The organism is Calothrix sp. NIES-2100 (assembly GCF_963875285.1).
Taxonomy (GTDB): domain Bacteria; phylum Cyanobacteriota; class Cyanobacteriia; order Cyanobacteriales; family Nostocaceae; genus Aulosira.
The window spans coordinates 6532639-6555481 of the sequence record NZ_CAWNLA010000001.1 but is presented as its reverse complement, the minus strand read 5'-3'; the positions used below and the strand labels follow the sequence as shown (position 1 = coordinate 6555481).

Below are 22843 nucleotides of genomic sequence, written 5' to 3'. Positions count from 1 at the left end.
CCTCCTTTTATTCTGGCAGAAATCATAGTGGAAAAAGGCCAGCCACCAAGACATAGTGCTTGGCCTTGTAATTGTTAAATATTTAGCTTTAGGATTGGCGACCACGCAAGAAAAAGTAAATTTGATTGAGATAACTTTCCCAAGCTTGCGTTGTTAATTGCAGGGTTTCTGCACTTGGTACAAAGTCTTCGAGTCGTAACCCTCGTGTTCTAATTTCCTGTGGATTCTGCAATAAGTAAGGCGGAACTTTCAGATCCAATGGATTTAAAGCGATGGTTGAGCGAACCAGATCGCTAGAAGGTAGAATGCCATTCCCCATGACATCGGAGATATTAGCGTTCGGTTCTGGAACTGACGCTACTAAAATCTCCGATGCAGGATTAAGTTCGTAACCAGAAGCCAATCGGACATTCTGGACTCTTTCTAAAGTTGGTAACGAAGGATTAAGCGTTGTTGTTGCTATTGGTGATCTGACCAGGAAGTAAGCAATTGCTGGTGTACTTGCTAACAATAAAATTGTCAGTGCCCAACCTAGTAAGTATCCTCCTGGCTTATCTATTCCACCCCCCTTGATTCTTTGGGCGGCAAAAATTAACATCAAAACCGATGCTCCCAAAGGTTTGAGCGGAAATGATATCAACCTCCACAAAGAAGCCACCGCTGGTTCATTGGGGTTAATGAACGCCAGCGCTAGGACGATCAGCATAATCACTATGACTAATCGCCCAACGAAATTGCCTGATGGATAGAATCTTTGGAAGAACGAGTAGACAATAGTGCCAATTAATAGCCACAGTAGTACCCGGCTTAGCAGTAGAAACATAGTAGATTAACTCTCAAATTTTCCGATGCGGTGAACTATTGCCTTAAACAGGTATCCCGGTATAAGGCAAATGGCGAATCCTGAAGGGTCAGCCTAGAGGTTTCGGGCAGCGGATTTATTTTCTCGTCAAATTGTAATCGTACTGTTACCTGACTTAAAATACCTCATACCTCACAACCAAAGACTACCGTCGTAGTGATTTTAGTGCAATTTTCTGACACTGCGACTATTATTTAAAATTTTACAGATGAGTAATGTGGCACCAGTAATTTAAATTAATTGAGTAGTTATAACTCAAAAGGAAAAATTATGTCTTCTACAAAACCTAAAATTTTGGTAACCGGAGGAGCCGGATATATTGGTTCTCATACAGTTCTGGCTTTGAAGCGAGCAGGTTACGAGGTCGTCATACTGGATAACCTGGTGTATGGACATCGTGACTTAGTTGAGAAGGTACTGCAAGTAGAGCTGGTAGTAGGTGACACGAGCGATCGCCCTCTGCTTGATCAACTCTTCCAAACTCACAAGTTTGATGCTGTCATGCATTTTTCTGCCTACGCCTACGTAGGCGAATCAGTGACAGATCCTGCCAAATACTACCGCAACAATGTTGTGGGTACTCTGGTGCTGTTAGAGGCAATGCTGGCAGCATCTATTAAGAAATTTGTATTTTCGTCAACTTGTGCAACTTACGGCGTACCAGATGTTGTCCCGATTCCCGAAGATCATCCCCAAACACCGATTAATCCCTACGGCGCTACTAAGTTAATGGTAGAGCGGATTCTCTCTGACTTTGATGTTGCCTATGGTTTAAAATCAGTGCGTTTCCGCTACTTCAATGCGGCGGGAGCCGATAAGAGTGGCTTATTGGGTGAAGATCACAACCCTGAAACCCATTTAATCCCCTTAATACTGCTGACAGCTTTAGGTAAACGCGAATCTATTTCTATTTTCGGTACAGATTATCCTACGCCCGATGGTACTTGTATTAGAGATTATATTCATGTCAGCGACTTAGCAGATGCTCATATTTCGGGACTGGAATATTTATTGCAAGGCGGCGATAGTGAAGTTTTCAATCTCGGCAATGCTTTAGGTTTCTCCGTCAGAGAAGTAATTGCTGCTGCCCAAGCGGTAACAGGATTGAATATTCCCGTCCAAGAATGCGATCGCCGTCCCGGAGATCCACCTTCTTTGATTGGTAGTGCCGAGAAAGCCAGAAAAATCTTAGGTTGGCAACCCCAATACCCAGGTATCAAAGAGATTGTCCAGCACGCATGGGACTGGCATCAACAGCGCCATAAATAAAGGCATTGGGCATTGGGCATTGGGCATTTGTCATTGATTATTTCCCCGCGTCCCCGCGTCTCCCCCATCTCCCTTGTCCCCCCTGCTCCCCTGCCCCGGTCGCCGAGCGGAGCCGTTCGCGGAGCGTCTCGTTCGCGCAGCGTCTCCCCTTGGGAGAAGAGAGGCGCTGCCCTACCCCTTCCGCTTCTGCCGCACAGCTAACACAACCCCTATGCTGGCAAAGATGGCGGCGGCGATCGCCCACAATGGAAATGATTGAGATTGAGACTGTACTACATCATTGTTGACATCCTGAGAATTCTGTGATAGATTAACCGCACTTGCAGCCACAGTAACTTCAAACTTTAACTCAAAAGGTTTGAAATTCTCCCCAGCTATGGGTTTACCTCTTAGTGCCAGCTGATAAGCCCCAGGTTTGGGAAAGATGATGTCTGCGCCTGGTGTCCCTTGATACCTTTCGGCGGTTATTGGTTTCAAAGGAGGTTCTAATAGTGGTGGCTCTTTGGCTGTATGTGGTTGGGCATAAACAACCAACTGACAATTGCAATCTTTGAGAGCGATCGCCTTGCCACCTTTACGAGTCAGAGCAAACCAAGCTTGTGAGGGTTGACCAGCTTGGGGATTATCATTCGGTTCAATATGGAGGGTAGCACCAACATCTGCGGCGATTTTTACTGTATGAGCAGAGACAACACTAGGGTAACTTCCCGTTAGCACCAATAAAAAAACTACAGGTAGACAAAGTTTAGCGCGACTTACTTGGGGGAACATAAAATTTTGCTATGGACAACCTTGACCAAAAATAGCGCGAGCGCACTAGCAACACACAGAGGGTGAAAAAACCCAATAGCGCTGCTGCTAATATATTCCCCTCATTTGATTGCGAAGAACCCAGGTAATGGGAACCAATCAAAATCGCATGAATCACAACGCAGAGCAAAGCAGGTACGCTCAATAGATGAATCTGTCGCCAACGCTTACCTAAATATTTTTGCCAGAAATCAAAACTTGTCAAAGCAGCGGGAGTCATCAATACTAATGCTACTACACCTGCTGCCATGCTCCACTGGAACTCTGGCCGCAAATACCAAAAGGCAGCAAAATTCCATTTGAGTGAATGCTCTATCATATGGAGAGTGTGCGCTACAGACAACACAAAAGCACCCACTCCCAAAGCACGGCGATAACGCAAAGGTGATGCCCAAATCCGACTAATGGGACGAGCTATCAGCGCTAAAATCAAGCAAATTAAGGACGCGTGTCCGGTGTAATCTACCATTGTATCGCCAGTTCGCAGCAAAGTAATAGCGCCAATGGTGAGACTCACCCAACCGCCTAAGCGAAATAACTGACTACGCTTGTCTTGACTGACTAACGAAGCAGAAACCCCTACACCTAACATCGTTGGTAGAGTTCCTAGTCCAAAAGCTAGCATAGTTGCCCCACCCATCCATAAATTACCAGTTTGGGCGGCTTTAATCTGGGCAGCATACAAGAAACCACAAGGCATAAAACCCCAAGTCATCCCTAACATTGCTGGTGTCCACCATCTAGTTTGCAAAGAAAGGTTGACCATTTCTTTACTCAGACGATTGTGTAATTTTCCTTGTAATAAAGGATGTAAAACGGGAATTCGTGGTAGAAGATGAGGTTTTAGTTGTCCTAAACCAAACCAAATCAACATCAAACCAGTAACGATCGCTATCCAACGACGTAATTCGCTGCCAATACCTGCTAGCTGTCCACCTTCGATCAATACTGAACCCAAGGCGCCAATCCCAGCACCGACTAGGGTATAGCTCAACATTCGTCCTAAGTTCAGTAATATGTGAAATTTTAATTGCTGTCGCCAATCACGAGTTTCTTCCTGATGGGATAAGGAGAAGGCCATAGTTAAAGGGCCGCACATCCCAAAACAATGCCCAAAACTACCCAAAAACCCCAGGATTGTGATGAGTAAGAAATCTAGCATAAATAAATTCCTGAGTCCTTGGTTCTGAGTTTTGGGTAAAAAAAGGCAGAAATAGTTTTCTGTTATAGTGCGGAACTTTAAGTGAAATTAGTGACTCTGTCAAAAGACTGGCTGTCAAACTTGGTGTTTGCGCTATTTTAAGTCTGATAGGCACAAGAGCGATCGCATGAAAAAATGGATTTGGCTAGCGCTGTTACTCCTAGTGGTAGTTGTCGTTTTGGGTACGAGAGGTACTGCCAACAATCGGTTATTTGAAGAGCCTCCCGTACCGACAATTGTACAGAGCATTCCAAATCAAAATACCCCATCACAGTCATCTGCACCAGTAGCTAGGGATTTGCAGGTGTCGGCGGACAAGCTATTTACCCATATTCAAAAGTTAAATTTTCAGCGTTATACGAGTACTGAGCGATCGCGTACTCGCACTTATATTACAACTGAATTGAAAAAATTCGGCTGGACACCACAGTTAGAAAATTTCTCTGAGGGTGTGAACATCTTTGCCGAACGCCAAGGAACTAACAAACAAGCTGGCGCAATTTTGGTTGCTGCACATTATGATACTGTTGCCTCGTCTCCTGGGGCTGATGATAACGCCAGTGGAGTAGCTGTACTGCTAGAACTTGCCAGAGTTCTCGGTTCCCGTCCCACACCACGCACATTGCAGCTAGCTTTTTTTGATCGAGAAGAAGCCGGTCTTTTAGGGAGTACAGCTTTTGTCCGGAAAACAGCAAGATTAAAAAACCTGGGCGGTGCGATCGTTATGGACATGGTAGGTTATGCTTGCTACAAAGTAGGTTGTCAGCAGTACCCTGCGGGATTACCAGTTACCCCACCCAGCGATAAAGGCGACTTTTTAGTAGTAGTTGGCGATACAGAACACTTACCTTTGCTGAATGCTTTTCAAAACTCCCAGCCAATCCCACCGACAGCCTTAAATAAAGGTGATGCAAATTTACCATCAGTTCTGACACTACCTATTCCTTTCAAAGGATTACTGACACCAGACACCCTACGCAGCGATCATGCACCGTTTTGGTATCAAGGAATTGGTGCTGTGCTAGTGACAGATACTGCTAATCTTCGTACTCCTCATTACCATCAACCTAGTGATTTACCAGCGACAATTGACCGTGATTTCTTTAGAGGTTCAGCGCAAATTGTGCTGAATACTACTAATACATTGTTAGAAAATGAGCGGGATTTGGCGACTCAACAAGGGGGTTAATCTTCTAAGGAAGTTGACTGTTGACTGTTGACTGTTGACAACTTTAAGCTGTTGTTTATTTTTTGGAGTTCCCTAACCTCTAGGTGATAACTGTTTCTGTCAACCCTGAAGCAACTTCCGTCAACCCTGAAGCAACTTCTGGGTTCACGTTTCCGTGTTTCGCGTACCCTGTAGGAACTTCCGTCAACCCTGAAGCAACTTCCGGGTTCACGTTTCCGTGTTTCGCGTACCCTGTAGGAACTTCCGTCAACCCTGAAGCAACTTCTGGGTTCACGTTTCCGTGTTTCGCGTACCCTGTAGCAACTTCCGGGTTCACGTTTTCGGATTTTACTTAGACTGTCACAGCTTCCGCCTTGACAAAAAACGAAAAGGATACAAGCCTCAAACTTCATGATTAATTTTGAATTTTGAAGCAGGGAGATAGAAGCGACAGTGGGATAACATTGATTTATTGAGAAGTTGGATCAGAAGCGATCGTGGCTACACCAGTTAACATAAATGAAGCCTTGCTGCAAGAGGCGCTACAACTTGATGACCACACAACTATTGATGCACTAGTGGAAACAGCACTTCTTGAATATATTCAACGTCGCAAGCGGCTCAAAGTGTTAAACCTCTTTGGCACCATTGATTATGACGAAGACTACAACTACAAGCAGCAACGTCAGCAGACATGAGCGTTATTGTTGATACCTCGGTTTGGTCGCTGGCTCTCCGTCGAAAAACGCCACCCCATTCTTTCCCTGTCGTCGCACTATTGCGGGATTTAATCACTGATGACCAAGTTGTTTTATTAGGCGCAATTCGCCAAGAAATCCTTTCTGGAGTTCGCAGTTCGGAACAGTTTACTCGCCTGCGGGATTACCTTCGAGCCATTGGTGTCAACTTAAGTTAAAACGCTTATCCCACAAGTCTTTCACCCCACCCCTTAATCCCCTCCCCGTAAACTCTGAGGGGACGTTTTGGCTTTAGACAAAACTGGGGTGGGGTAACGCGGATCTTGATGTTAAGCGATTTAATTCAAAATCAAGCTTTGGCAAGGGTTTCATGTTAAGTTGACACGTATGCCTTCGAGCTTTCCCAGACATAGAACTTATAGCTGAAGACTACGAACTCGCCGCCGAATTTTTCAATACCTGCAGCAGTAATGGCATTCAAGGCTCAAATACTGATTTTCTGATTTGTGCGGTTGCCCATCGTCGAAGCTACAGCATCCTCACCACCGATCAAGATTTTCAGAGTTTCCAAACACACATTCCTGTTCTTCTCTTGCTCGTTGAAGGTTAGACAACATCCAAGGTAAGGGAACCATTTCCTTGGCGATCAATTTATATTTCGGACAAGTCTAATCGCAGTGATCAGTTTTAGCAGAGTGCCGACATAGATTATGATGCTGTTGATTAATTTGATATAAAAAGTATTTATAACTACTCAACGACAAGCTAGCAACTATGGATAATAGATTTTTTGATAGGTTGTACAAAGGATATGCAGCAGAAAACTTTATAACTGGGCAGCTTTTTGAGAATGGCTTTGAAGCTTTTCGTTTGCCTGCTGATTTTGGAATTGATCTCGTCGTTACTAATCAATTTAAAAAATTATATAGCCAAGAGATATATGACGATTCGTTTCCCTTTGGATTTCAAGTTAAGTCTAAGCGTTTAGGAAAGTCTGACTTCATAAGAGAAGTAAACGGAAGAAATGAGTATCGATTCTATTATTCACTAAAAAATAGTGAAATTCAAACTCTTAAGGACTTTTCCAATTCTGCATATGTTTTTGTATTTATCAACCCCCCAGGTTTTTCAATAAAAAATATCTACGCATTCTGTATTCATTCAAATGAAATTGATAATATGATTAAAAATGAATTTTTCATTAAGAATAGTGAGGGTTATAGATTAAATGTTTGTTTCCGGACATTTCCTCAGCAGAGTCGTAAGAGTTTTATAGACGAAATGTCAGCAAAAAAATTGATTGACGTAAATGGTATTAAGTTTTTAGAGAAAAATTTACCAGAAACTTTTCCGAGAAAATGGAATGCCTCAGAAGGCTTATATCTATCTAGAAAAGATTACTCGAAAAATCCTAAAGATGATCCTGTAGATAGAGAAATTGTCAGAAGTTACGACTTTTCACAATTTCCATATTTTCCTAAAATTATTTACTCATAATTTCTAGCATGATTGCTGATTTTGTAGTAGCGCGCCAGCCTTAAAATGTTGGGTTAAAAAAATCTAGAAAATCAACAATTAAGTAGGCGGGCATAATTAAACGTAAGATGTCCGCAGCGTCCCTTGCGCGTCTCGTAGAGAGGAGGAACGACGTAGGCGAAGCCTTCCCGAAGGGTAGCAATCGCAAAGGCTGGGATTGCTTCGTTCCTCGCAATGACAGAACATATTATATTTATTTAGGCCGCTCTACTTAAACTATTCTACGATTACTCAACCCAGCCAATTAAGCTTGCTGCGCTAGTAGGTTGGGTTGACGCAAGGAAACCCAACAATTACATACCCGCTCACTTCCTACTTCAACGATCGCCAGCTAACTCTTGTGTGCAATGGACGGACAAACAATCTCTGGCTTCGTTCTCAGGCTATCTGCTGCCGCTGACTTTTGCCGTTAGCCTGCTTCGTTTTCGACTTGGAATGTCTACAGGGGCTAACTGTTGGTAGCCAGTATGAGTACTCTTGCAACTCTGGTATAACTAGGGTATAACTTAAGTATTATATTTCTACTAATCTCCACTATGAAAACTGCAATTTCGCTTCCAGATTCAGTTTTTGAAGAGGCAGAAGCACTAGCCCAACAGTTAGGATTATCACGCAGTGAACTTTACACAAAAGCATTACAAGCATATTTGAAAAAGTACCACCGTAATCAAATCCTGCACAAGCTGAACCAAGTTTACTCAAAAGAGTCTTCTCAATTAGATCCTGTAATGGCAAAAATGCAATTTATGTCTTTGCCCCATGAGGATTGGTAATGTATCGGGGAGAAATTTGGTGGGCGAACTTACCTGATCCAGCAGGTTCAGAGCCTGGATACCGTCGTCCTGTTTTGGTGATTCAAGATGATATTTTTACTCAAAGCCGTATCAATACAGTCATTGTCGTAATTATCACTTCAAATATTCAGTTAGCAGAAGCACCAGGTAATGTATTATTACCGCAAGGATCATCAGGGTTGCCCAGGGATTCAGTTGTTAACATATCTCAAATTTTTACAGTCGATAAAACGTTTCTGGTTGAACGTATTGGTTCACTACCAGACTATTTACAAGAGGAGGTAGATGAGGGGTTAAGAACAATCTTGTACCTCTAGCAGATCAAGCAAACAAGTCGCTGCACCGGAACACCGTAGTATGGTCGGTTAAGTTGCAAAGGTTAACTGCTTCCGGTGAGCTTGAACGATAATTATTTACGCCGATCTACTTATCTTGAGGTTGAGGATAGGTTAGAGTCCAGTTCTGTTTATCATTAATTTGCCCGTATAAACCTTGAAGAATTAGCCGCAATGCAGTCCGAGTTCTCATGTAGTCTCTCACCAAATATGTTCCTGGCTCGGCAGAGAGATCATTATATTTTTGACTGTAGCCATAAGGTTTAGAACATTCATGACCAAAACCTTTAACAGTTAATACAAAAAAAGGGGCTTTTTTGTATTTATCGGGAACCATAAAGATAGCATATACATTATGTTCGCCACGCCAAGGTTGAAAAACAACTTTAGTAGCCTGTACTTGAAATTTCTGAGTATTTGATGCGAGGAAAGCCTCTGAATCGCACTGAGAATCATTTACAGGCCAAAACAAAGTTACAGTACTTAGTGAAAAAATAAAAACTAAGACATAGATGAGTTGACGGTGCATAAAGTCAACAGTAAATATTTATTAATTGTGTTAGTAAGCTATTCTGCTTTTAAGTTGCACAATCCATCGTGAGGGCTGTTAACTGTTGACTGTTGATTGTTAACAGCCTTTATTGGTAGTTATGCAATTTAGAGGCGCATTAGCTTAGATGAAACTGGTAGTGCAGCGATCGCAGTGATTTAAGCCACAATTTCCCAATGTAAGGCTCTCACCACAATAATTTTTTGAGCAGATTTACATGATTACAATAAATGATAATCAACTAAACGTTTGTGGCATTCAACACGGATTAGTCATTTGTCAATAGTCATTTGTCATTTGTCTCCCCTGTCCTCCTTGTCTCCCCTGTCCTCCTTGTCTCCCCTGTCTCCCTTGTCCTCCTTGTCCTCCTTGTCTCCCTTGTCTCCAATTCCCTGCTAAGATTCTTTACAATATGGGTAGCAAAATACACGAATATCAGTTATATTCCCCTAAGCGTGGAAAAAAAAGATGTTCATGGGAAGTACCAGGGGAAGTCTACAAAATATTACAGATTGGTTTTGCATGTTGGGCAAAGCCCTGGCTGGAGGGATCGCGATCGCACAAATTTTGGGGACAAATACCTCTGCAACAGCTGCTGATACAGTTGTGGTGCGATTCGGTCTGTTTGCAGAATCTATCTCGGTTGCAGATCTGCAAACGGCTGCTGATACTGGCAAATTTCCCAGAGACTTGCAATCTTTTACCAATAGTTTATCTGAACAAGATCGTCGGTTAATCTTAGGAGCGCTCAGAACTAAGCTACCGCTAAATGTGGTTACTATTAGTCGATTGCTGAATACGCAGATTGGGACAACGATTCTCCAAGACCTTGCAACTGCTTTAGTCAGAAAAGATCAGGCTGGCGCACAAGCACTCAGAGCAGGATTTGTTTTAGGCTCTACTGCACCACAAGGTCTTTCCATACTGTCTTTTCTGAAAGCTTATCCTAGTAACCGCCTAGAAATTAATTTGCGGCAAGCATTTACAGTTGCGAGTAATTTGAACTCTGGTTTTTGGCTGACGCAACAGTTTATGCTGGCGATCGCTCCCCAATTCAACGCCACCACATCCCAATTATCTTTTCCCTTTGATCCCAGCTTATCCGGAGATGCGCAATTCCAGGTTCTTGGCTTGCAGTTAAATGACCAAAAACGCAAACGCAAAATACCAGTTGATGTTTATTGGTCAAATGCTGCAACTGCGGAAAAACCTGTGATTGTCTTTAGCCACGGCTTTGCATCGACGCGTACAGATATGCGCTACCTAGCAGAACATTTAGCATCCCACGGCTATATAGTAGTGGCATTAGAACATCCGGGGAGTAATGCCACACATACGGATTTAGCAATCAAAAATAATACTAGACTTGTAGAACCTCAAGAGTTTTTAGATCGTCCTAAAGATATTAGTTTTGTCCTCGATGAACTGGAAAAACTCAACCAAAAAGCCAATCACCCATTGCAAGGAAAGGTTGCAACTAATAACGCGATGGTAATTGGTTATTCTTTTGGTGGAGGTACAGCCTTAGCAATTGCTGGGGCTGAGTTACAACTAGAAAACCTCAAACAACGTTGTAAAAAGAATGTAACTGGGTTTAGTTTTGGTGAAACACTGCAATGTGTGGCGCAAGAGTTACCAGCCAATAGATATCAACTAGGGGATAAGAGGATCAAAAGAGCGATCGCACTCAGTCCTACCACATCTTTGATGTTTGGTAAAAATGGTCTGAGTAAACTGCAAGTACCCACTTTAATATGGGCTGCTTCCGCAGATAAAACTGTTCCCGCTTTACCAGAACAGATTGTTGGCTTTACCCAAATCCCATCCCCTAAATGGCTGGTTGGTATACTTGGGGCTACTCATCTAAGTGTCAAAGACCCCAGTACCACAATGGATCAGCAGGGAAAACCAAATACAGTATTGTTTGGTGGTGAAGTAGTAGGTGAGCAAGCTGTTGACATTCGTAAATACCTGAAAGCGATCGCTTTATCTCATGCAGCACAGCTAACTCTTGATGCTGATAAATATGCGGATTTTCTCACACCAGATTATGCGCAGTTTGCTTCTACTCAAGCATTTCCGATTCGCCTAGTTACTAAAATTCCACCGCAAGCAATGTTCGTAGTCAAAGAATTTATGCGTCAATAATTTCTGCTAAATATCGTCACAGAAATTTTGTAAAGCAGTCACTGATTTTGGTAAACCTTGTCTTTGAAGCGATTCTAAATACTCTTCAGGTGTTTTAGGGGGATTCTTAAGACTACTTCTATGCCTTTTTGCGACTAGGCAAATTTCAGATGGGTTAAGGTCAATCAAATGCACAATGAAGTTATCTGGATGCTGGGACTCAATACCATATGGAGCAAGTACTTGATCGGGAAAATCCTTAAGATTAAAAGTGACTATAATACTTGCATGACAACGAATTGCTGCTGCAAGAACATGTCGATCTTTACTATCTGGAAGTTGCAAAGGAGCAATCAGTTCTTCATAACCTGTCACCAGACAATCTCTAACATTGCTATTCATCAAATTTTTCGTTCTAGTAAGTTGTTCAATGGTCAGATCTGGACGCTCCTTTAAAACATTTCTGATCCATTCTGAGTGAATTTCATCTGTCCATCGTGCCTTAAATAGGTTGGTGACTGCAAGCCGCATCAAAAAATCTCTCAACGGTGCTGGATATAAGACACAAGCATCATAAATAACTGTAAAATTCGACACGATAACTGCTTTATTCTTTCTCTCCGATCATGCCAATTTGCCATGAATCAAAATTCTTATTCATAACCCATGTTAAGTTCTTGAGCTTGAGCAGTCAGTTCATCAAGAGCTTGCATTCGTAGAGTGTCAATGTGATTTTTGTAGTTAAATATATCCTGATAACGTACCCTGCGTCTTGTTCCCACTTTACGGTATGGTATCTCTCCAGATTCCAATAAACCTACTAAATAAGGACGAGAAACATTTAAAATATCAGCTGCTTCTTGTGTCGTCAGTTCTGCGTGTACGGGTATTAGTGTCACAGCATTTCCTTGAGCCATTTGTGCCAAAATATCTACAAGCAGACGAAAAGCCTTGGCTGGTATGGTAATCGGTTCAGTTGTAGCGTTATCTTGTATAAGCTTAATAGCAAGGTAAGTATTATTATCCCCTGTATAGGATGCTAAAGTTTGACTGCTGGTTTTCGCCAGTATAGTATCCTCTGCCGTAGGTACAGCAGTTTTACTGGCTGCTGATGTACTGAGTGTCATATATATCAGTTTTTCTGCAACTATCATTTATCTGATCGTAGCGTTTATTCAAAATGAGCGCAATGAACGAAATAAACGAAATGAACGAAATAACCTTGGACTAAGATTGCATAGTCTTACTTCGTCCTGGCGATCGCATTTAATTGTCGTTTTCTGCTTACAGATCGCAATAAATCTCTGAATTTTAGCAAATAAGTTAAATTTCTTTCTTTAAAAAATACCTTTGATGTCCTGGTGGGAAGTTTTCCAAAACGCCAAATATTTGGTAACCAAGGCGTTGGTAAAAACCCAAGGATTGAAAGCTAAATGTATCCAGGTAGGCGTAACTACAACCGCGCTGTTTAGCTGCTACTTCCGCTTTAGCCATGAGTTGCTTTCCATAACCTTGACCTCGCAACGCTTCACTTACCCACAGGTGAGAAATAAATAACCATCCCCATTGCGTTTCACCAACTAAACCACCGACAATTTCATGGCGATCATCTCGAATCAAGACAGCTAGGGGTTGGTATTCGTCTTTTTCTGTTTGTTGATGATTGTTGTATTCAACAAGCTGGTTAATAACAGTACGAATATCCTCTGGCGTTGGATCATCCTCTACCGTAAATTTTAGGTCTGCCATTTGTCATTTGTCATTGGTCATTTGTCATTTGTCATTTCTCCCCAAACTCTCCCACACTTCCTACACTCCCTCATCCCCCTTTCTTTGATGCATGGTGATGCAAATTTCTTCATCGGGACTGCTTTGTGGCAGAATTAAGCGCGAAATGCAGAAACAGCTTGTGTTGTATCTGTAAATTCACGAAATTGCTTAATTTTGCCATGCTCAACCGTCCAAATAACTACAGTATCAGGCTCGTAGTATCGGCCAGTTGCTTTGACTAAGACTTTAAAATGACCGACTACAGCAACCTGATTATCCTGAGCAATAAAGTTTTTTAGCTCAAACTGTTGGAATTCTACATTTTGATTTAAAAGCGAGAAAAATTCAGTTACTCCCTCTTTGCCATGCCACTTTCCGCCATGTGGCACAATCTCTCGTGGAAATGGTGTTTCCCATTCCACATCATTTGCTAAAAGATTTAATGTAGCTTCGATATCTCCGCTACCGATAGTTGCGTAAAACTGCTGTACGAGTTCCAAGCTTTCTTGAGTAGTCATTGATGCTGCACTGAATTCTGGTAACTCAACTTTATAATTCTCCCTGAAGTGAGTAATCCTGGCAATGCTTGTAGTTTGATCAGATTTTTGCCAAATTTATCTGGATGAGAATGCTGATGTGTGAGAACCAAATAGCGCTACAATTACACAACATTGAACTTTCGGTTTTGTTCGATTAGTCCCTTGGTAATTTGACACCTTAACTTTTATGTGCTTTTTCTGCACTGTACCGCTTTGGCTGATAGATAAAATAAAAGCAAACTTTTGTGCCGGCTTTAACTAGCAGAATACAGACATTTTGTAGCAAAGTTGACAAAATAGTACAGCAAGAGTCTGTATTTAAAAGAACTTGTAGCATCTCACCGCTTGTAAGATTTTTATGACTTCCCCGATTCGCTTTTTGATGTGTGCCCCTGACCACTACGATGTAGACTATGTGATTAATCCCTGGATGGAAGGGAACATTCACAAATCATCGCGCGATCGCGCTGTTGAACAGTGGCAAAAACTCCACCACGTTATCAAAGAACACGCCATTGTAGACTTAGTACCACCCCAAAAAGGTTGGCCGGATATGGTATTCACCGCCAACGCTGGCTTAGTGTTGGGGGATAATGTTGTTCTTAGTCGTTTTTTACACAAGGAACGTCAGGGAGAAGAGCCTTACTTCCAAAAATGGTTTGAAGCCAATGGTTACACAGTCCATGTACTTCCAAAAGACTTACCTTTTGAAGGCGCAGGCGACGCACTCCTAGACAGAGAAGGACGCTGGTTATGGGCGGGTTACGGTTTCCGTTCGGAATTGGATTCTCATCCCTACTTAGCTAAGTGGCTGGATATTGATGTATTATCCCTGCGACTAATTGATGAGCGTTTTTATCATTTAGATACCTGCTTCTGTCCCTTAGCCAACGGTTATTTACTTTACTATCCAGGTGCGTTTGATTCCTACTCCAACCGCTTAATTGAAATGCGGGTAGCAGCAGAAAAGCGCATCGCTATCGAAGAAGCTGACGCGGTAAATTTCGCCTGTAATGCGGTGAATGTGGAAAGCATCGTCATCATGAACAAGGCGAGTGATAGTTTGAAAACACGCCTTGCAGATGTAGGTTTCCAAATTATCGAAACACCGCTGACAGAATTCTTGAAAGCTGGTGGTGCAGCCAAATGTCTGACTTTACGGGTAACAGAACCAGTCAGAGACGAAGTTCATGCGAATGTTTCTGTAGAAAGTCGCATCATTCGCTTAGAAGGGCATTTGCTTGATTCTGGCTTGATTAACCGCGCTTTAGACTTGATTGTCGATACAGGTGGTAGCTTCCAAGTTCTGAATTTCAACTTGGGAGAACAGCGCCAAAGTACCTCAGCGGCTGAAGTGAAGGTATCAGCACCATCTCACGAGGTGATGGAAGAAATTATCTCGCTGTTGATTGATTTGGGTGCTGTAGACTTGCCCCAAGATGAGCGAGATGCCAGACTAGAGCCTGTAATCCAAGATGGTGTAGCACCGGATGATTTTTATGTGAGTACAATTTATCCTACTGAAGTGCGAATTCATGGTCAGTGGGTGAAGGTGCAAAATCAGCGCATGGATGGCGCGATCGCCATTACTCAATCTGCTGATGGTTATGTTGCCAAGTGTAAAATATTACGCGACTTAAAAGTAGGGGAACAGGTAATTGTCGATGTTTTAGGTATCCGCACCATCCGCAAAACAGAATCGCGGGAACAGCGGAACGCCCAAGAATTCAGCTTTATGTCCGCCGGAGTTTCCAGCGAACGCCGTGTGGAATTAGTTGTAGAACAGGTGGCTTGGGAATTACGTAAAATTCGGGATGCTGGCGGTAAAGTAGTTGTCACAGCGGGGCCTGTGGTGATTCACACTGGCGGCGGTGAACATCTATCGCGGCTGATTCGCGAAGGATATGTTCAAGCGCTGTTGGGTGGAAATGCGATCGCAGTTCATGACATCGAGCAAAATTTGATGGGAACATCTCTCGGTGTCGATATGAAGCGGGGTGTCGCCGTGCGTGGTGGACATCGCCATCACCTAAAGGTAATTAATAGCATTCGCCGTCATGGCAGTATTGCCAAAGCTGTGGAAGCGGGGGTAATTAAAAGTGGGGTAATGTATGAGTGTGTGCAGAATAATGTACCATTTGTCCTCGCTGGGTCAATTCGGGATGATGGGCCTTTACCCGATACCCAAATGGATTTGATTAAAGCACAGCAGGAATATTCCCAAAACCTCGAAGGTGCGGAGATGATTTTGATGTTATCTAGTATGCTGCACTCGATTGGCGTGGGGAATATGACACCCGCTGGGGTGAAAATGGTCTGTGTGGATATTAATCCAGCGGTGGTGACCAAGTTAAGCGATCGCGGTTCGATAGAATCGGTAGGTGTGGTGACAGATGTGGGATTATTCCTCAGCCTGTTAACACAGCAGCTCGATAAGTTGACAAGTCCTTATCGAGCAGTGGTAGGTTAAGAAAAACCTCACGCAAAGGTAAGAAAGGGATGATGAGAGTAGCTTTCAAAAGAGAGTTGCAAATTAATTGGGTCAGTGCGATCGCTGATTTTATGCTAGCGGGTATGGTGATAGGCCCGCTAGCAGCTCCCTTTCTTGCTGCATCTGGAGTCTGGTTGCTGGGGGGAATTGCCAATATAATTTATTTCATGGGTGTTCATGTTTGCCCCCAACCAGACATGGGGTTAGATTTAGCACCACCGCATATCATGGCTGTATGTATGCGTTGTTACGGCACAGTCACGGGTTTGCTGATTACGCGACTGTTGTATGGTGCGACTGGTGGTAAAGGTTTTTACTGGTTAAGTCAGTATGGCTGGAGTGGTGTCGCCCTAGCCAGTGTGTTGATGATGGCTTATCCCTTGGAATTAGCCGCGCAGGTTTTTGGTTGGTGGAGTTTTAATAATTATCTTGTCACGCCTTTTGGGTTAATTACAGGTTTGGCGTGGGGGTTATTTACCATGCCAATTTTACATGGGCGCAAAATAATTCGTAATTCGTAATTCGTAATTCGTAATTAAGAATTTAGTAATAATCAAGTAGACTTTTTCCATTATTTGAATTCCGTAGTGATTCCAAAAAATCACATTCTAGATATTCAATACTTTTTAATAGTTGTAAATCCTCATTTTCTTTTGCCATTTCTCGAACTGCTAGGGGATGAGTGACAATTTCTTCTAATTCATTTTCATGCACAGTTTCTCTAAAATTTTCGTCTCTTTCTTCAATAAATTTTTGTATAGTTTCAAATCTAGCGCTCATAACTACTCGAATAATATATTCTAAACTTTTATTTAGGTAAGCGATCAATATATATTCTATAGAAAAAAGAGCTTCTTGGGCTTCAAAAAGATAGTAAGCATTACAAAAATCATTTGAATCAGAGTCTGGACAAACACCTTCTAAATCTTTTTGCAATTGTCTGATTCTTGTCTCATCAATTTGTCTTCCTTGTAAGACTTGCCAAATTTCATCTAATACTTTCCTCGGCACAGAAGGATCGCCCCAATTTTCCATTCGAGAAAAGGCGTTGTAGTTTGGCAGCATTCTCTCACAAATGGACGCAGCAAATGCCATTCTATGAAGTTGTGGAAGCTTTTCTAACTTTTGTTTTAAAGATTCTAAATCAAAAAAGTTTAAGTGCATGTTTTAACTCTAATTAAATGGCTACACAACACGATTGTTAATTACAGCCTCAATACCTTTTTCATGACTAAGTACATGAATTAAAACTCTGAATGCATAAGTCTTTAAGGCTTAGGTATTATGCTAGATCTTTCTGTTTAATACTTATCAAAGGTGAGTGCTTTGGATATTCAACATTAAAAAATCGATATCAAAAAGCCAATTTTCATTAATAAATTCTAAATTTTCATTGTAAATTAGAACCAATTTACCAATTTTTTCAGGTTGATTACTTCCAGGTTGTGTACTATCAATAACATCAGCTATAAGGTCAAACTTGAGTTCTATAAAGCGTTCTTTTTGGGTAATACCAATAGAACTGCTAACTAATTCGGTTTTTAAGGTACGAGGCAAAGTAATTTTTTCATAATATTTATCCTGTTCGTCCCAGTAACCGCATACTTGATAATCACATAGTTCTAAATGTTCTTTAATCAGAGCATCGGTATCTAAAGTTTCTAAAATTTCAGTTAAATCTTGCCAAACTTGATGATTTTTTAATTCTAAATTTGTCATAGTTATGCACCTTTAATGTTCTGTTACCAAACCGGGGAAGTGTAATATACCATCAATAAATTTTGCGTGAAATCGGCGATCGCCACCTTTACCTAAAACTTTAGATTTCAAATCGTAGCCTGATTCTTGGGAAGTTACCAGCCCTACATTACCGCGAGGAGGTACTTGTCCTTTCTCAATAGCTTTTAAATGTTTGCCGTTTTGATCGTATTTTAATCCCAATTTTATTTGTTCATCAGCAAATGAAACTAAAAGACCATTGCTTGAAAGATATACGTTATCAGGTTGAATATCAACCCAATTATCTGGTAAAGCTTCCATTTAATTAATTTATAGGAAGGAACAAAGTACACAAAAAATTAGCCCAGCAATTGTAGGACTTACGCAAGATGTCACTGGAAACCTGATTCTTGCATAGCGGTAATTCATGAATTACCGCTACTTCCGTTGTGTTGTGCGTAAGTCCTAAATTAATTAAAGCTGAGTGCAACAAATATATAGCAGACTTTGAAGTGCGATCGCATCTTCCCCTAATTCCCCAATCCTACTCCGCTTCCTTAAACCACTCAGTAATCCCATCCGCTAGGACTTTTGCCATCTTCTTCTGTTCCTTGGGATTCACGACTTGCTCAAATTCATCGGGATTACTCATAAAACCTAACTCCAGCAACACCGCTGGCGCAGCAGTAGGACGTGTCAGCGCGAGGTTATCCCAAAACACACCATAGGAAGGTCTGCCCAGATTTTTTACTACATACTTTTGCAAAAATAATGCTAGACTGTGTGATTGGGTGTTATACCAAAAAGCTGCAAATCCCTTGGTTTTTTCTGCATCACCATCATCGGGTAGGGAATTGTGATGAATAGAAAGAGCGATCGCAGGTTCTTCTTTACTGATAATTGCCTGCCTTTCTACTAAAGATACGTCTTTATCATCTTCCCGCGTTAGCACCACCGTTGCCCCACGCTTCACCAACTCATCGCGCAGCAATTTGGAGACTACCAAGTTGACATCTTTTTCTAAATAGCCAGTTGGGCCACTGGCACCTGTTTCTTTGCCCCCATGACCGGGATCGAGTAAAATCTTGATACCGGATAAAGGTTTGCGTGTTTTGTCTCTAATCGTAGGCGGATGACGCAAAGTTAAAATTAGGCTGGTACCTTCGTATCTCAACTTATATCCCCACTGTTGAGATTCTTTGAGATTAAAGGTGTATTGTACCTGTCCGGGAGCTACCTGTTGCCAGTCGAGGCGAGAAATTAGGGGACTATCATCCGTGCGAACAATATCTGTTTGGGCGGTGGTGTTGTAAAGAGTGAGCGTAAAAGAGCGATCGCTTTGTATTACACTCACAGGAACGGGAACTTCTAGCGGAAACACAATCTCTGTAGCATGAGGGAGTTTTCGATAACCGACGCTGCGAATGATTGTGCGTGGTGAAATAGCACCTGGTAAAACTTGGGTTTCTTTACTATTAATCCAAGCACCATAATCTAGGCGTAACCATTCACCTTCTTTCCCCGTAACTGTGGTTCTTGTTCCTTTAGGTAGTGGTGTGAGTCGGGAATGGTCGGTACTCGGGCCAGTACGCGCAACGCCTGAGTCCGCTGTAATCTCAACAACAGGTAATTGTGAGGGTGAGAGAATTTGAATTTTGCCAGTACCAGACTGAGTTACACTCTGACCATTCATTGTCAGTCTAAATTCTGGTGTACCCAAATCGATATTTTTACCGGAATCTGTAATTACAGCACCGGAAATAATATTGTTACCGTCAATTGTGGAGTGACTTTTGATTTGGGAATCAGGCTGTTGAACTACGGTGCAACCCTCATACCTTCCTGCGATAGACTGGTTAGCAGGTTGATTTTTCCCCGTTAAGGCTGCCAAATTGCTTGGTAGTTGTGCCTTAATGGGTTGGGGTGCAAGGTCAATAGTTTGATTAGCAAGGGTTACAGAAACACTGGCGTTAGCGGGTGCAATCGCGCTAAAACAAATCAGTTCCCCCGGTAGTCTGGCGATGTCAGCTGCTGGCGTTAGAGAATCTTTGGCAAAGGCTAAACCTTGTGGTAGCTGAGGCACAGTGGTAAGTCTGGTCACCTTAATCTGAAGTTCTTGATTGTGGTGACGCACAGTAAACAAATTATCTCCCAATTGCAAGGGAAAACTTGGGGCAAAATGACCAGCCTTGCTGCGGGTAACCGGCTTACCATTAACCAACACCTGACCATCTAATGGTGCAGTACCAAGAAAAAAGATTTTTTGTGCACTTGTTTGGTAGTTTGTCTGGGGAAACACAACTACAAGAGATGTATCTGCCAATGCTACTGAGGAGGTGACAACAAAGCTTAATAATACTAGTCCTAGGAGTTTTTTCACAGCGAGATCACAGAAGATTTCACAAGAGTTACTGTGGCACAATGACCAAGAAAGGATGAAAGTTAAAGGATAAAGGTTGAAGTTTCAGACTTCATACTTCATACTTCATACTTCAGCGAATGTATTTTTAGAAGTGGCCGGAAATTCAAATTAGTATGACTAAGTTTATTTTTGTAACTGGGGGCGTAGTTTCCAGTATCGGCAAAGGCATTGTAGCAGCAAGTCTGGGGCGGTTGCTCAAGTCGCGCAATTATTCTGTGTCGATTCTTAAACTCGACCCTTATCTGAATGTCGATCCTGGTACAATGAGTCCCTTTCAACATGGGGAAGTTTTTGTCACCCAAGATGGCGCAGAAACAGATTTGGATTTGGGTCATTATGAACGCTTCACCGATACTTCAATGTCACGTCTCAATAGCGTTACCACTGGCTCAATTTACCAAGCGGTGATCAACAGAGAACGACGCGGTGATTATAATGGCGGTACTGTGCAGGTCATACCCCACATTACTAATGAAATTAAAGACCGCATTTTAAAAGTTGCCAAAAATACAAATCCAGATGTGGTCATTACAGAGATTGGTGGTACGGTAGGAGATATTGAATCCCTGCCGTTTTTAGAAGCAATTCGCCAGTTTCGCAAGGAAGTAGGACGACAGAACGTGCTGTACATGCACGTTACTTTGTTACCTTGGATTGCTTCCGCTGGGGAAATGAAAACTAAGCCGACACAGCATTCGGTGAAGGAATTAAGATCCATTGGCATTCAACCAGATATTTTAGTTTGCCGCTGCGATCGCCCGCTACCTGTAGGATTAAAACGCAAATTATCGGAATTTTGTGATGTCGCCGAAGAATGCGTCATCACTTCCCAAGATGCTAAGAGTATCTATGAAGTACCGTTGATGCTGGAACGGGAAGGTATGGCAGGGCAAGTCTTAGATTTGCTACAAATGGAACAACGCAAACCAGACCTCGTACAGTGGCAAAATCTGGTACAACATTTACACACTCCCAAATATGAGATAGAAATTGCCATTGTTGGTAAATACGTGCGCTTGGGCGATGCTTATATCTCAGTAGTTGAAGCCTTGCAACACGCTGCTATCTCCACCTATGGGCGATTGCGCCTGCGGTGGATAAACTCAGAAGACCTAGAAAACGAACCAGCAGACAACCAGCTAGAAGGCGTTGATGGTGTACTTGTACCAGGCGGTTTCGGCGTTCGAGGTGTTGATGGTAAGATTGCCGCAATTAAATATGCCCGCGATCGCCAAATTCCCTTCTTAGGTTTATGCTTGGGAATGCAATGTGCCGTCATTGAATGGGCGAGGAACGTTGAAGGCATAAAAGATGCCAATAGTGCCGAATTTAACCCTTATACTAGCGCCCCAGTCATTAACCTCCTGCCAGATCAGCAGCATGTCGTTGATTTAGGCGGAACAATGCGCTTGGGAGTTTATCCTTGTCATGTTATCCCCAATACATTGGCATTTAAACTCTATCAAGAAGATGTGATTTATGAAAGACATCGCCATCGTTACGAGTTTAACAATAATTACCGCAGCCTGTTATTAGAGTCAGGTTATGTAATTAGCGGTACCTCACCTGATGGGCGCTTAGTGGAAATTGTCGAATTACCAAAGCACCCATTCTTTTTAGCTTGCCAATTTCACCCAGAGTTTCAATCGCGTCCTAGCAATCCCCACCCATTATTTCACGGATTCGTGCAAGCGGCGATCGCTCATTCCCTTCCGCCTCTGGTACAACAGCACTAGTGTGCGGTCGCTTGTAAATAAATTCGTAGTCAGGACTAAAGTCGGTGAATTCTGTAGCACTAAAGTGCTTACTACGAACTCATATTTGGCGATGAACTACTAGCACTGCTTGAGGGAATTGAAAATTGCCAAGACTGATGATATTGGCTTTTTCTCCATCCTATAGACCCATGAGTGTGACTCTAATTTCTAGAATTGGCTGAAACTGAACCCATAAGGTATGGCATCTTTATTCCCATCGTGCTGTACTAGTGTAAGCTGACTAGAGTAATCTAAAATTCACAATTAACAGTAGCTGTTTGCGATTTGAATTGTGAATTTTTCTAAAGAGTTACAACACGGGTACTTGAGGAGATTTTGTGGCGTACTGGGTGAAAATCCTTTACGAGAGGAAAAAATACGTAGTCAATTTTGATCGTATTAACGCCTTTTGTTATGAACAAAACGGTAGGGTTACCTTTTGGCTACCCGATTCTGCTATTCCAATTGTGATTAACCCACAAAGTAATCCACAAGACCATCAAAAAATTTTGAAATACATAGAACGTGTGACAGGTTTGGAACTAGAAGATGGCTATTGGGTGAAAATCATATATGAAAACAACGAATACGTAATTAACCTCAATTGCATTAGTTCCTTTTGCCAAGAATCTAACGGCAGGATAACTTTTTGGTTGCCTGATGGTACTATTCCCATCATCATCAATCCTGTGAGTAATCCAGAGTCTTATCAAAAAGTTTTGCAATATGTCCAGAAAGCGACAGGGTATTCTTTGTCTTAAATGGTGAGGCAGGAGGCAGGGGGACAGGGGGGAG

The 22843-nt window shown here is 42.2% G+C and carries 25 protein-coding genes; 12 read left to right on the top strand and 13 right to left on the bottom strand.

The genetic code is table 11. The features are described from left to right. Positions 1-88 precede the first annotated feature (88 nt). Complete coding sequence (locus tag AACU32_RS26595) at positions 89-823, bottom strand: hypothetical protein (RefSeq protein WP_096604169.1); 735 nt, start codon at positions 821-823, stop codon at positions 89-91. A gap of 309 nt (positions 824-1132) precedes the next feature. Between AACU32_RS26595 and galE the strand changes: the two genes are divergently transcribed. Then, a complete protein-coding gene (gene galE, locus AACU32_RS26590) occupies positions 1133-2131 on the top strand; it encodes a UDP-glucose 4-epimerase GalE (RefSeq protein ID WP_096604168.1) in 999 nt (332 codons plus the stop codon). Positions 2132-2302: 171 nt separating this feature from the next. Here the strand turns inward: galE and AACU32_RS26585 are convergent, their stop codons facing one another. Both AACU32_RS26585 and AACU32_RS26580 read right to left on the bottom strand, forming a co-directional pair. Further along, on the bottom strand, positions 2303-2902 hold the full coding sequence (locus AACU32_RS26585) for a hypothetical protein (RefSeq protein WP_339378294.1): 600 nt from the start codon (positions 2900-2902) through the stop codon (positions 2303-2305). Further along, positions 2877-4103: an urease accessory protein UreH domain-containing protein gene (locus tag AACU32_RS26580; RefSeq protein ID WP_096604167.1), complete on the bottom strand. Its 1227-nt coding sequence runs from the start codon at positions 4101-4103 to the stop codon at positions 2877-2879. Before AACU32_RS26580 ends, AACU32_RS26585 begins: the two co-directional genes overlap by 26 nt. 166 nt (positions 4104-4269) lie before the next feature. Between AACU32_RS26580 and AACU32_RS26575 the strand changes: the two genes are divergently transcribed. Further along, positions 4270-5331, top strand: coding sequence for a M28 family peptidase (locus tag AACU32_RS26575; protein ID WP_096604166.1), 1062 nt, complete (start codon positions 4270-4272; stop codon positions 5329-5331). 79 nt (positions 5332-5410) lie between these two features. Here AACU32_RS26575 and AACU32_RS26570 read toward each other — a convergent pair whose 3' ends face one another. Next, on the bottom strand, positions 5411-5605 hold the full coding sequence (locus tag AACU32_RS26570) for a hypothetical protein (RefSeq protein ID WP_339378293.1): 195 nt from the start codon (positions 5603-5605) through the stop codon (positions 5411-5413). A 202-nt stretch (positions 5606-5807) separates the two neighbouring features. Between AACU32_RS26570 and AACU32_RS26565 the strand changes: the two genes are divergently transcribed. The 5 genes from AACU32_RS26565 to AACU32_RS26545 all read left to right on the top strand — a co-directional run bounded on the left by AACU32_RS26565 (position 5808) and on the right by AACU32_RS26545 (position 8655). Then, positions 5808-6008: a type II toxin-antitoxin system VapB family antitoxin gene (locus tag AACU32_RS26565; protein ID WP_096604164.1), complete on the top strand. Its 201-nt coding sequence runs from the start codon at positions 5808-5810 to the stop codon at positions 6006-6008. After that, positions 6005-6226, top strand: a complete 222-nt coding sequence (locus AACU32_RS26560; RefSeq protein WP_096604163.1) for a hypothetical protein — start codon at positions 6005-6007, stop codon at positions 6224-6226. Before AACU32_RS26565 ends, AACU32_RS26560 begins: the two co-directional genes overlap by 4 nt. Positions 6227-6782: 556 nt before the next feature. Beyond that, positions 6783-7505 carry a DUF4365 domain-containing protein gene (locus tag AACU32_RS26555; RefSeq protein WP_096604162.1) on the top strand — a complete coding sequence of 241 codons (723 nt, stop codon included), beginning with the start codon at positions 6783-6785 and terminating at the stop codon, positions 7503-7505. A gap of 575 nt (positions 7506-8080) precedes the next feature. Next, positions 8081-8317 carry a hypothetical protein gene (locus AACU32_RS26550; RefSeq protein ID WP_096604161.1) on the top strand — a complete coding sequence of 79 codons (237 nt, stop codon included), beginning with the start codon at positions 8081-8083 and terminating at the stop codon, positions 8315-8317. Next, on the top strand, positions 8317-8655 hold the full coding sequence (locus AACU32_RS26545) for a type II toxin-antitoxin system PemK/MazF family toxin (RefSeq protein WP_096604160.1): 339 nt from the start codon (positions 8317-8319) through the stop codon (positions 8653-8655). The genes AACU32_RS26550 and AACU32_RS26545 overlap by 1 nt, the downstream gene beginning before the upstream one ends. A gap of 106 nt (positions 8656-8761) precedes the next feature. On the opposite strand, the gene AACU32_RS26540 is transcribed toward AACU32_RS26545, so the two are convergent. Beyond that, complete coding sequence (locus tag AACU32_RS26540) at positions 8762-9202, bottom strand: hypothetical protein (protein WP_096604159.1); 441 nt, start codon at positions 9200-9202, stop codon at positions 8762-8764. Positions 9203-9697: 495 nt separating this feature from the next. On the opposite strand from AACU32_RS26540, the gene AACU32_RS26535 reads away from it, so the two are divergent. Continuing rightward, on the top strand, positions 9698-11371 hold the full coding sequence (locus AACU32_RS26535) for an alpha/beta hydrolase (RefSeq protein WP_096604158.1): 1674 nt from the start codon (positions 9698-9700) through the stop codon (positions 11369-11371). Between the two features lie 6 nt (positions 11372-11377). Here AACU32_RS26535 and AACU32_RS26530 read toward each other — a convergent pair whose 3' ends face one another. The 4 genes from AACU32_RS26530 to AACU32_RS26515 all read right to left on the bottom strand — a co-directional run bounded on the left by AACU32_RS26530 (position 11378) and on the right by AACU32_RS26515 (position 13638). After that, positions 11378-11947 carry a PIN domain-containing protein gene (locus AACU32_RS26530; RefSeq protein ID WP_339378292.1) on the bottom strand — a complete coding sequence of 190 codons (570 nt, stop codon included), beginning with the start codon at positions 11945-11947 and terminating at the stop codon, positions 11378-11380. A 56-nt stretch (positions 11948-12003) separates the two neighbouring features. Then, a complete protein-coding gene (locus tag AACU32_RS26525) occupies positions 12004-12477 on the bottom strand; it encodes an excisionase family DNA-binding protein (RefSeq protein ID WP_096604156.1) in 474 nt (157 codons plus the stop codon). A gap of 196 nt (positions 12478-12673) precedes the next feature. Next, positions 12674-13099 (bottom strand): GNAT family N-acetyltransferase, encoded by a 426-nt coding sequence (locus tag AACU32_RS26520; RefSeq protein ID WP_096604155.1) that lies wholly within the window; start codon positions 13097-13099, stop codon positions 12674-12676. Positions 13100-13233: 134 nt separating this feature from the next. Continuing rightward, positions 13234-13638 (bottom strand): nuclear transport factor 2 family protein, encoded by a 405-nt coding sequence (locus AACU32_RS26515; RefSeq protein WP_096604154.1) that lies wholly within the window; start codon positions 13636-13638, stop codon positions 13234-13236. 379 nt (positions 13639-14017) lie between these two features. Here AACU32_RS26515 and argZ point away from each other — a divergent pair, with 379 nt between their 5' ends. Both argZ and AACU32_RS26505 read left to right on the top strand, forming a co-directional pair. After that, positions 14018-16129, top strand: a complete 2112-nt coding sequence (gene argZ / locus AACU32_RS26510) for a bifunctional arginine dihydrolase/ornithine cyclodeaminase (protein WP_096604153.1) — start codon at positions 14018-14020, stop codon at positions 16127-16129. A gap of 29 nt (positions 16130-16158) precedes the next feature. Continuing rightward, positions 16159-16671, top strand: coding sequence for a DUF2085 domain-containing protein (locus AACU32_RS26505; RefSeq protein WP_096604152.1), 513 nt, complete (start codon positions 16159-16161; stop codon positions 16669-16671). 22 nt (positions 16672-16693) lie between these two features. Here the strand turns inward: AACU32_RS26505 and AACU32_RS26500 are convergent, their stop codons facing one another. The 4 genes from AACU32_RS26500 to AACU32_RS26485 form a co-directional block, all read right to left on the bottom strand. After that, positions 16694-17314, bottom strand: coding sequence for a DUF416 family protein (locus AACU32_RS26500; protein ID WP_096604151.1), 621 nt, complete (start codon positions 17312-17314; stop codon positions 16694-16696). Between the two features lie 147 nt (positions 17315-17461). Further along, positions 17462-17869, bottom strand: coding sequence for a hypothetical protein (locus AACU32_RS26495; RefSeq protein ID WP_096604150.1), 408 nt, complete (start codon positions 17867-17869; stop codon positions 17462-17464). Positions 17870-17881: 12 nt separating this feature from the next. Then, positions 17882-18190 (bottom strand): hypothetical protein, encoded by a 309-nt coding sequence (locus AACU32_RS26490; protein ID WP_096604149.1) that lies wholly within the window; start codon positions 18188-18190, stop codon positions 17882-17884. Between the two features lie 223 nt (positions 18191-18413). Then, positions 18414-20249 carry an N-acetylmuramoyl-L-alanine amidase gene (locus tag AACU32_RS26485; RefSeq protein WP_096604148.1) on the bottom strand — a complete coding sequence of 612 codons (1836 nt, stop codon included), beginning with the start codon at positions 20247-20249 and terminating at the stop codon, positions 18414-18416. Positions 20250-20404: 155 nt separating this feature from the next. Between AACU32_RS26485 and AACU32_RS26480 the strand changes: the two genes are divergently transcribed. After that, positions 20405-22027: a CTP synthase gene (locus tag AACU32_RS26480; protein WP_096604147.1), complete on the top strand. Its 1623-nt coding sequence runs from the start codon at positions 20405-20407 to the stop codon at positions 22025-22027. Positions 22028-22386: 359 nt separating this feature from the next. Then, positions 22387-22809 (top strand): hypothetical protein, encoded by a 423-nt coding sequence (locus AACU32_RS26475; protein ID WP_096604146.1) that lies wholly within the window; start codon positions 22387-22389, stop codon positions 22807-22809. Positions 22810-22843: the final 34 nt, after the last annotated feature.

What these genes read in the sequence shown, in the direction of transcription:
- AACU32_RS26595 (WP_096604169.1), bottom strand. Translation starts at nt 823, where the DNA reads ATGTTTCTACTGCTAAGCCGGGTACTACTGTGGCTATTAATTGGCACT.
- galE (WP_096604168.1), top strand. Translation starts at nt 1,133, where the DNA reads ATGTCTTCTACAAAACCTAAAATTTTGGTAACCGGAGGAGCCGGATAT.
- AACU32_RS26585 (WP_339378294.1), bottom strand. Translation starts at nt 2,902, where the DNA reads ATGTTCCCCCAAGTAAGTCGCGCTAAACTTTGTCTACCTGTAGTTTTT.
- AACU32_RS26580 (WP_096604167.1), bottom strand. Translation starts at nt 4,103, where the DNA reads ATGCTAGATTTCTTACTCATCACAATCCTGGGGTTTTTGGGTAGTTTT.
- AACU32_RS26575 (WP_096604166.1), top strand. Translation starts at nt 4,270, where the DNA reads ATGAAAAAATGGATTTGGCTAGCGCTGTTACTCCTAGTGGTAGTTGTC.
- AACU32_RS26560 (WP_096604163.1), top strand. Translation starts at nt 6,005, where the DNA reads ATGAGCGTTATTGTTGATACCTCGGTTTGGTCGCTGGCTCTCCGTCGA.
- AACU32_RS26555 (WP_096604162.1), top strand. Translation starts at nt 6,783, where the DNA reads ATGGATAATAGATTTTTTGATAGGTTGTACAAAGGATATGCAGCAGAA.
- AACU32_RS26550 (WP_096604161.1), top strand. Translation starts at nt 8,081, where the DNA reads ATGAAAACTGCAATTTCGCTTCCAGATTCAGTTTTTGAAGAGGCAGAA.
- AACU32_RS26545 (WP_096604160.1), top strand. Translation starts at nt 8,317, where the DNA reads ATGTATCGGGGAGAAATTTGGTGGGCGAACTTACCTGATCCAGCAGGT.
- AACU32_RS26540 (WP_096604159.1), bottom strand. Translation starts at nt 9,202, where the DNA reads ATGCACCGTCAACTCATCTATGTCTTAGTTTTTATTTTTTCACTAAGT.
- AACU32_RS26535 (WP_096604158.1), top strand. Translation starts at nt 9,698, where the DNA reads ATGGGAAGTACCAGGGGAAGTCTACAAAATATTACAGATTGGTTTTGC.
- AACU32_RS26525 (WP_096604156.1), bottom strand. Translation starts at nt 12,477, where the DNA reads ATGACACTCAGTACATCAGCAGCCAGTAAAACTGCTGTACCTACGGCA.
- AACU32_RS26520 (WP_096604155.1), bottom strand. Translation starts at nt 13,099, where the DNA reads ATGGCAGACCTAAAATTTACGGTAGAGGATGATCCAACGCCAGAGGAT.
- AACU32_RS26515 (WP_096604154.1), bottom strand. Translation starts at nt 13,638, where the DNA reads ATGACTACTCAAGAAAGCTTGGAACTCGTACAGCAGTTTTACGCAACT.
- argZ (WP_096604153.1), top strand. Translation starts at nt 14,018, where the DNA reads ATGACTTCCCCGATTCGCTTTTTGATGTGTGCCCCTGACCACTACGAT.
- AACU32_RS26505 (WP_096604152.1), top strand. Translation starts at nt 16,159, where the DNA reads ATGATGAGAGTAGCTTTCAAAAGAGAGTTGCAAATTAATTGGGTCAGT.
- AACU32_RS26500 (WP_096604151.1), bottom strand. Translation starts at nt 17,314, where the DNA reads ATGCACTTAAACTTTTTTGATTTAGAATCTTTAAAACAAAAGTTAGAA.
- AACU32_RS26495 (WP_096604150.1), bottom strand. Translation starts at nt 17,869, where the DNA reads ATGACAAATTTAGAATTAAAAAATCATCAAGTTTGGCAAGATTTAACT.
- AACU32_RS26490 (WP_096604149.1), bottom strand. Translation starts at nt 18,190, where the DNA reads ATGGAAGCTTTACCAGATAATTGGGTTGATATTCAACCTGATAACGTA.
- AACU32_RS26480 (WP_096604147.1), top strand. Translation starts at nt 20,405, where the DNA reads ATGACTAAGTTTATTTTTGTAACTGGGGGCGTAGTTTCCAGTATCGGC.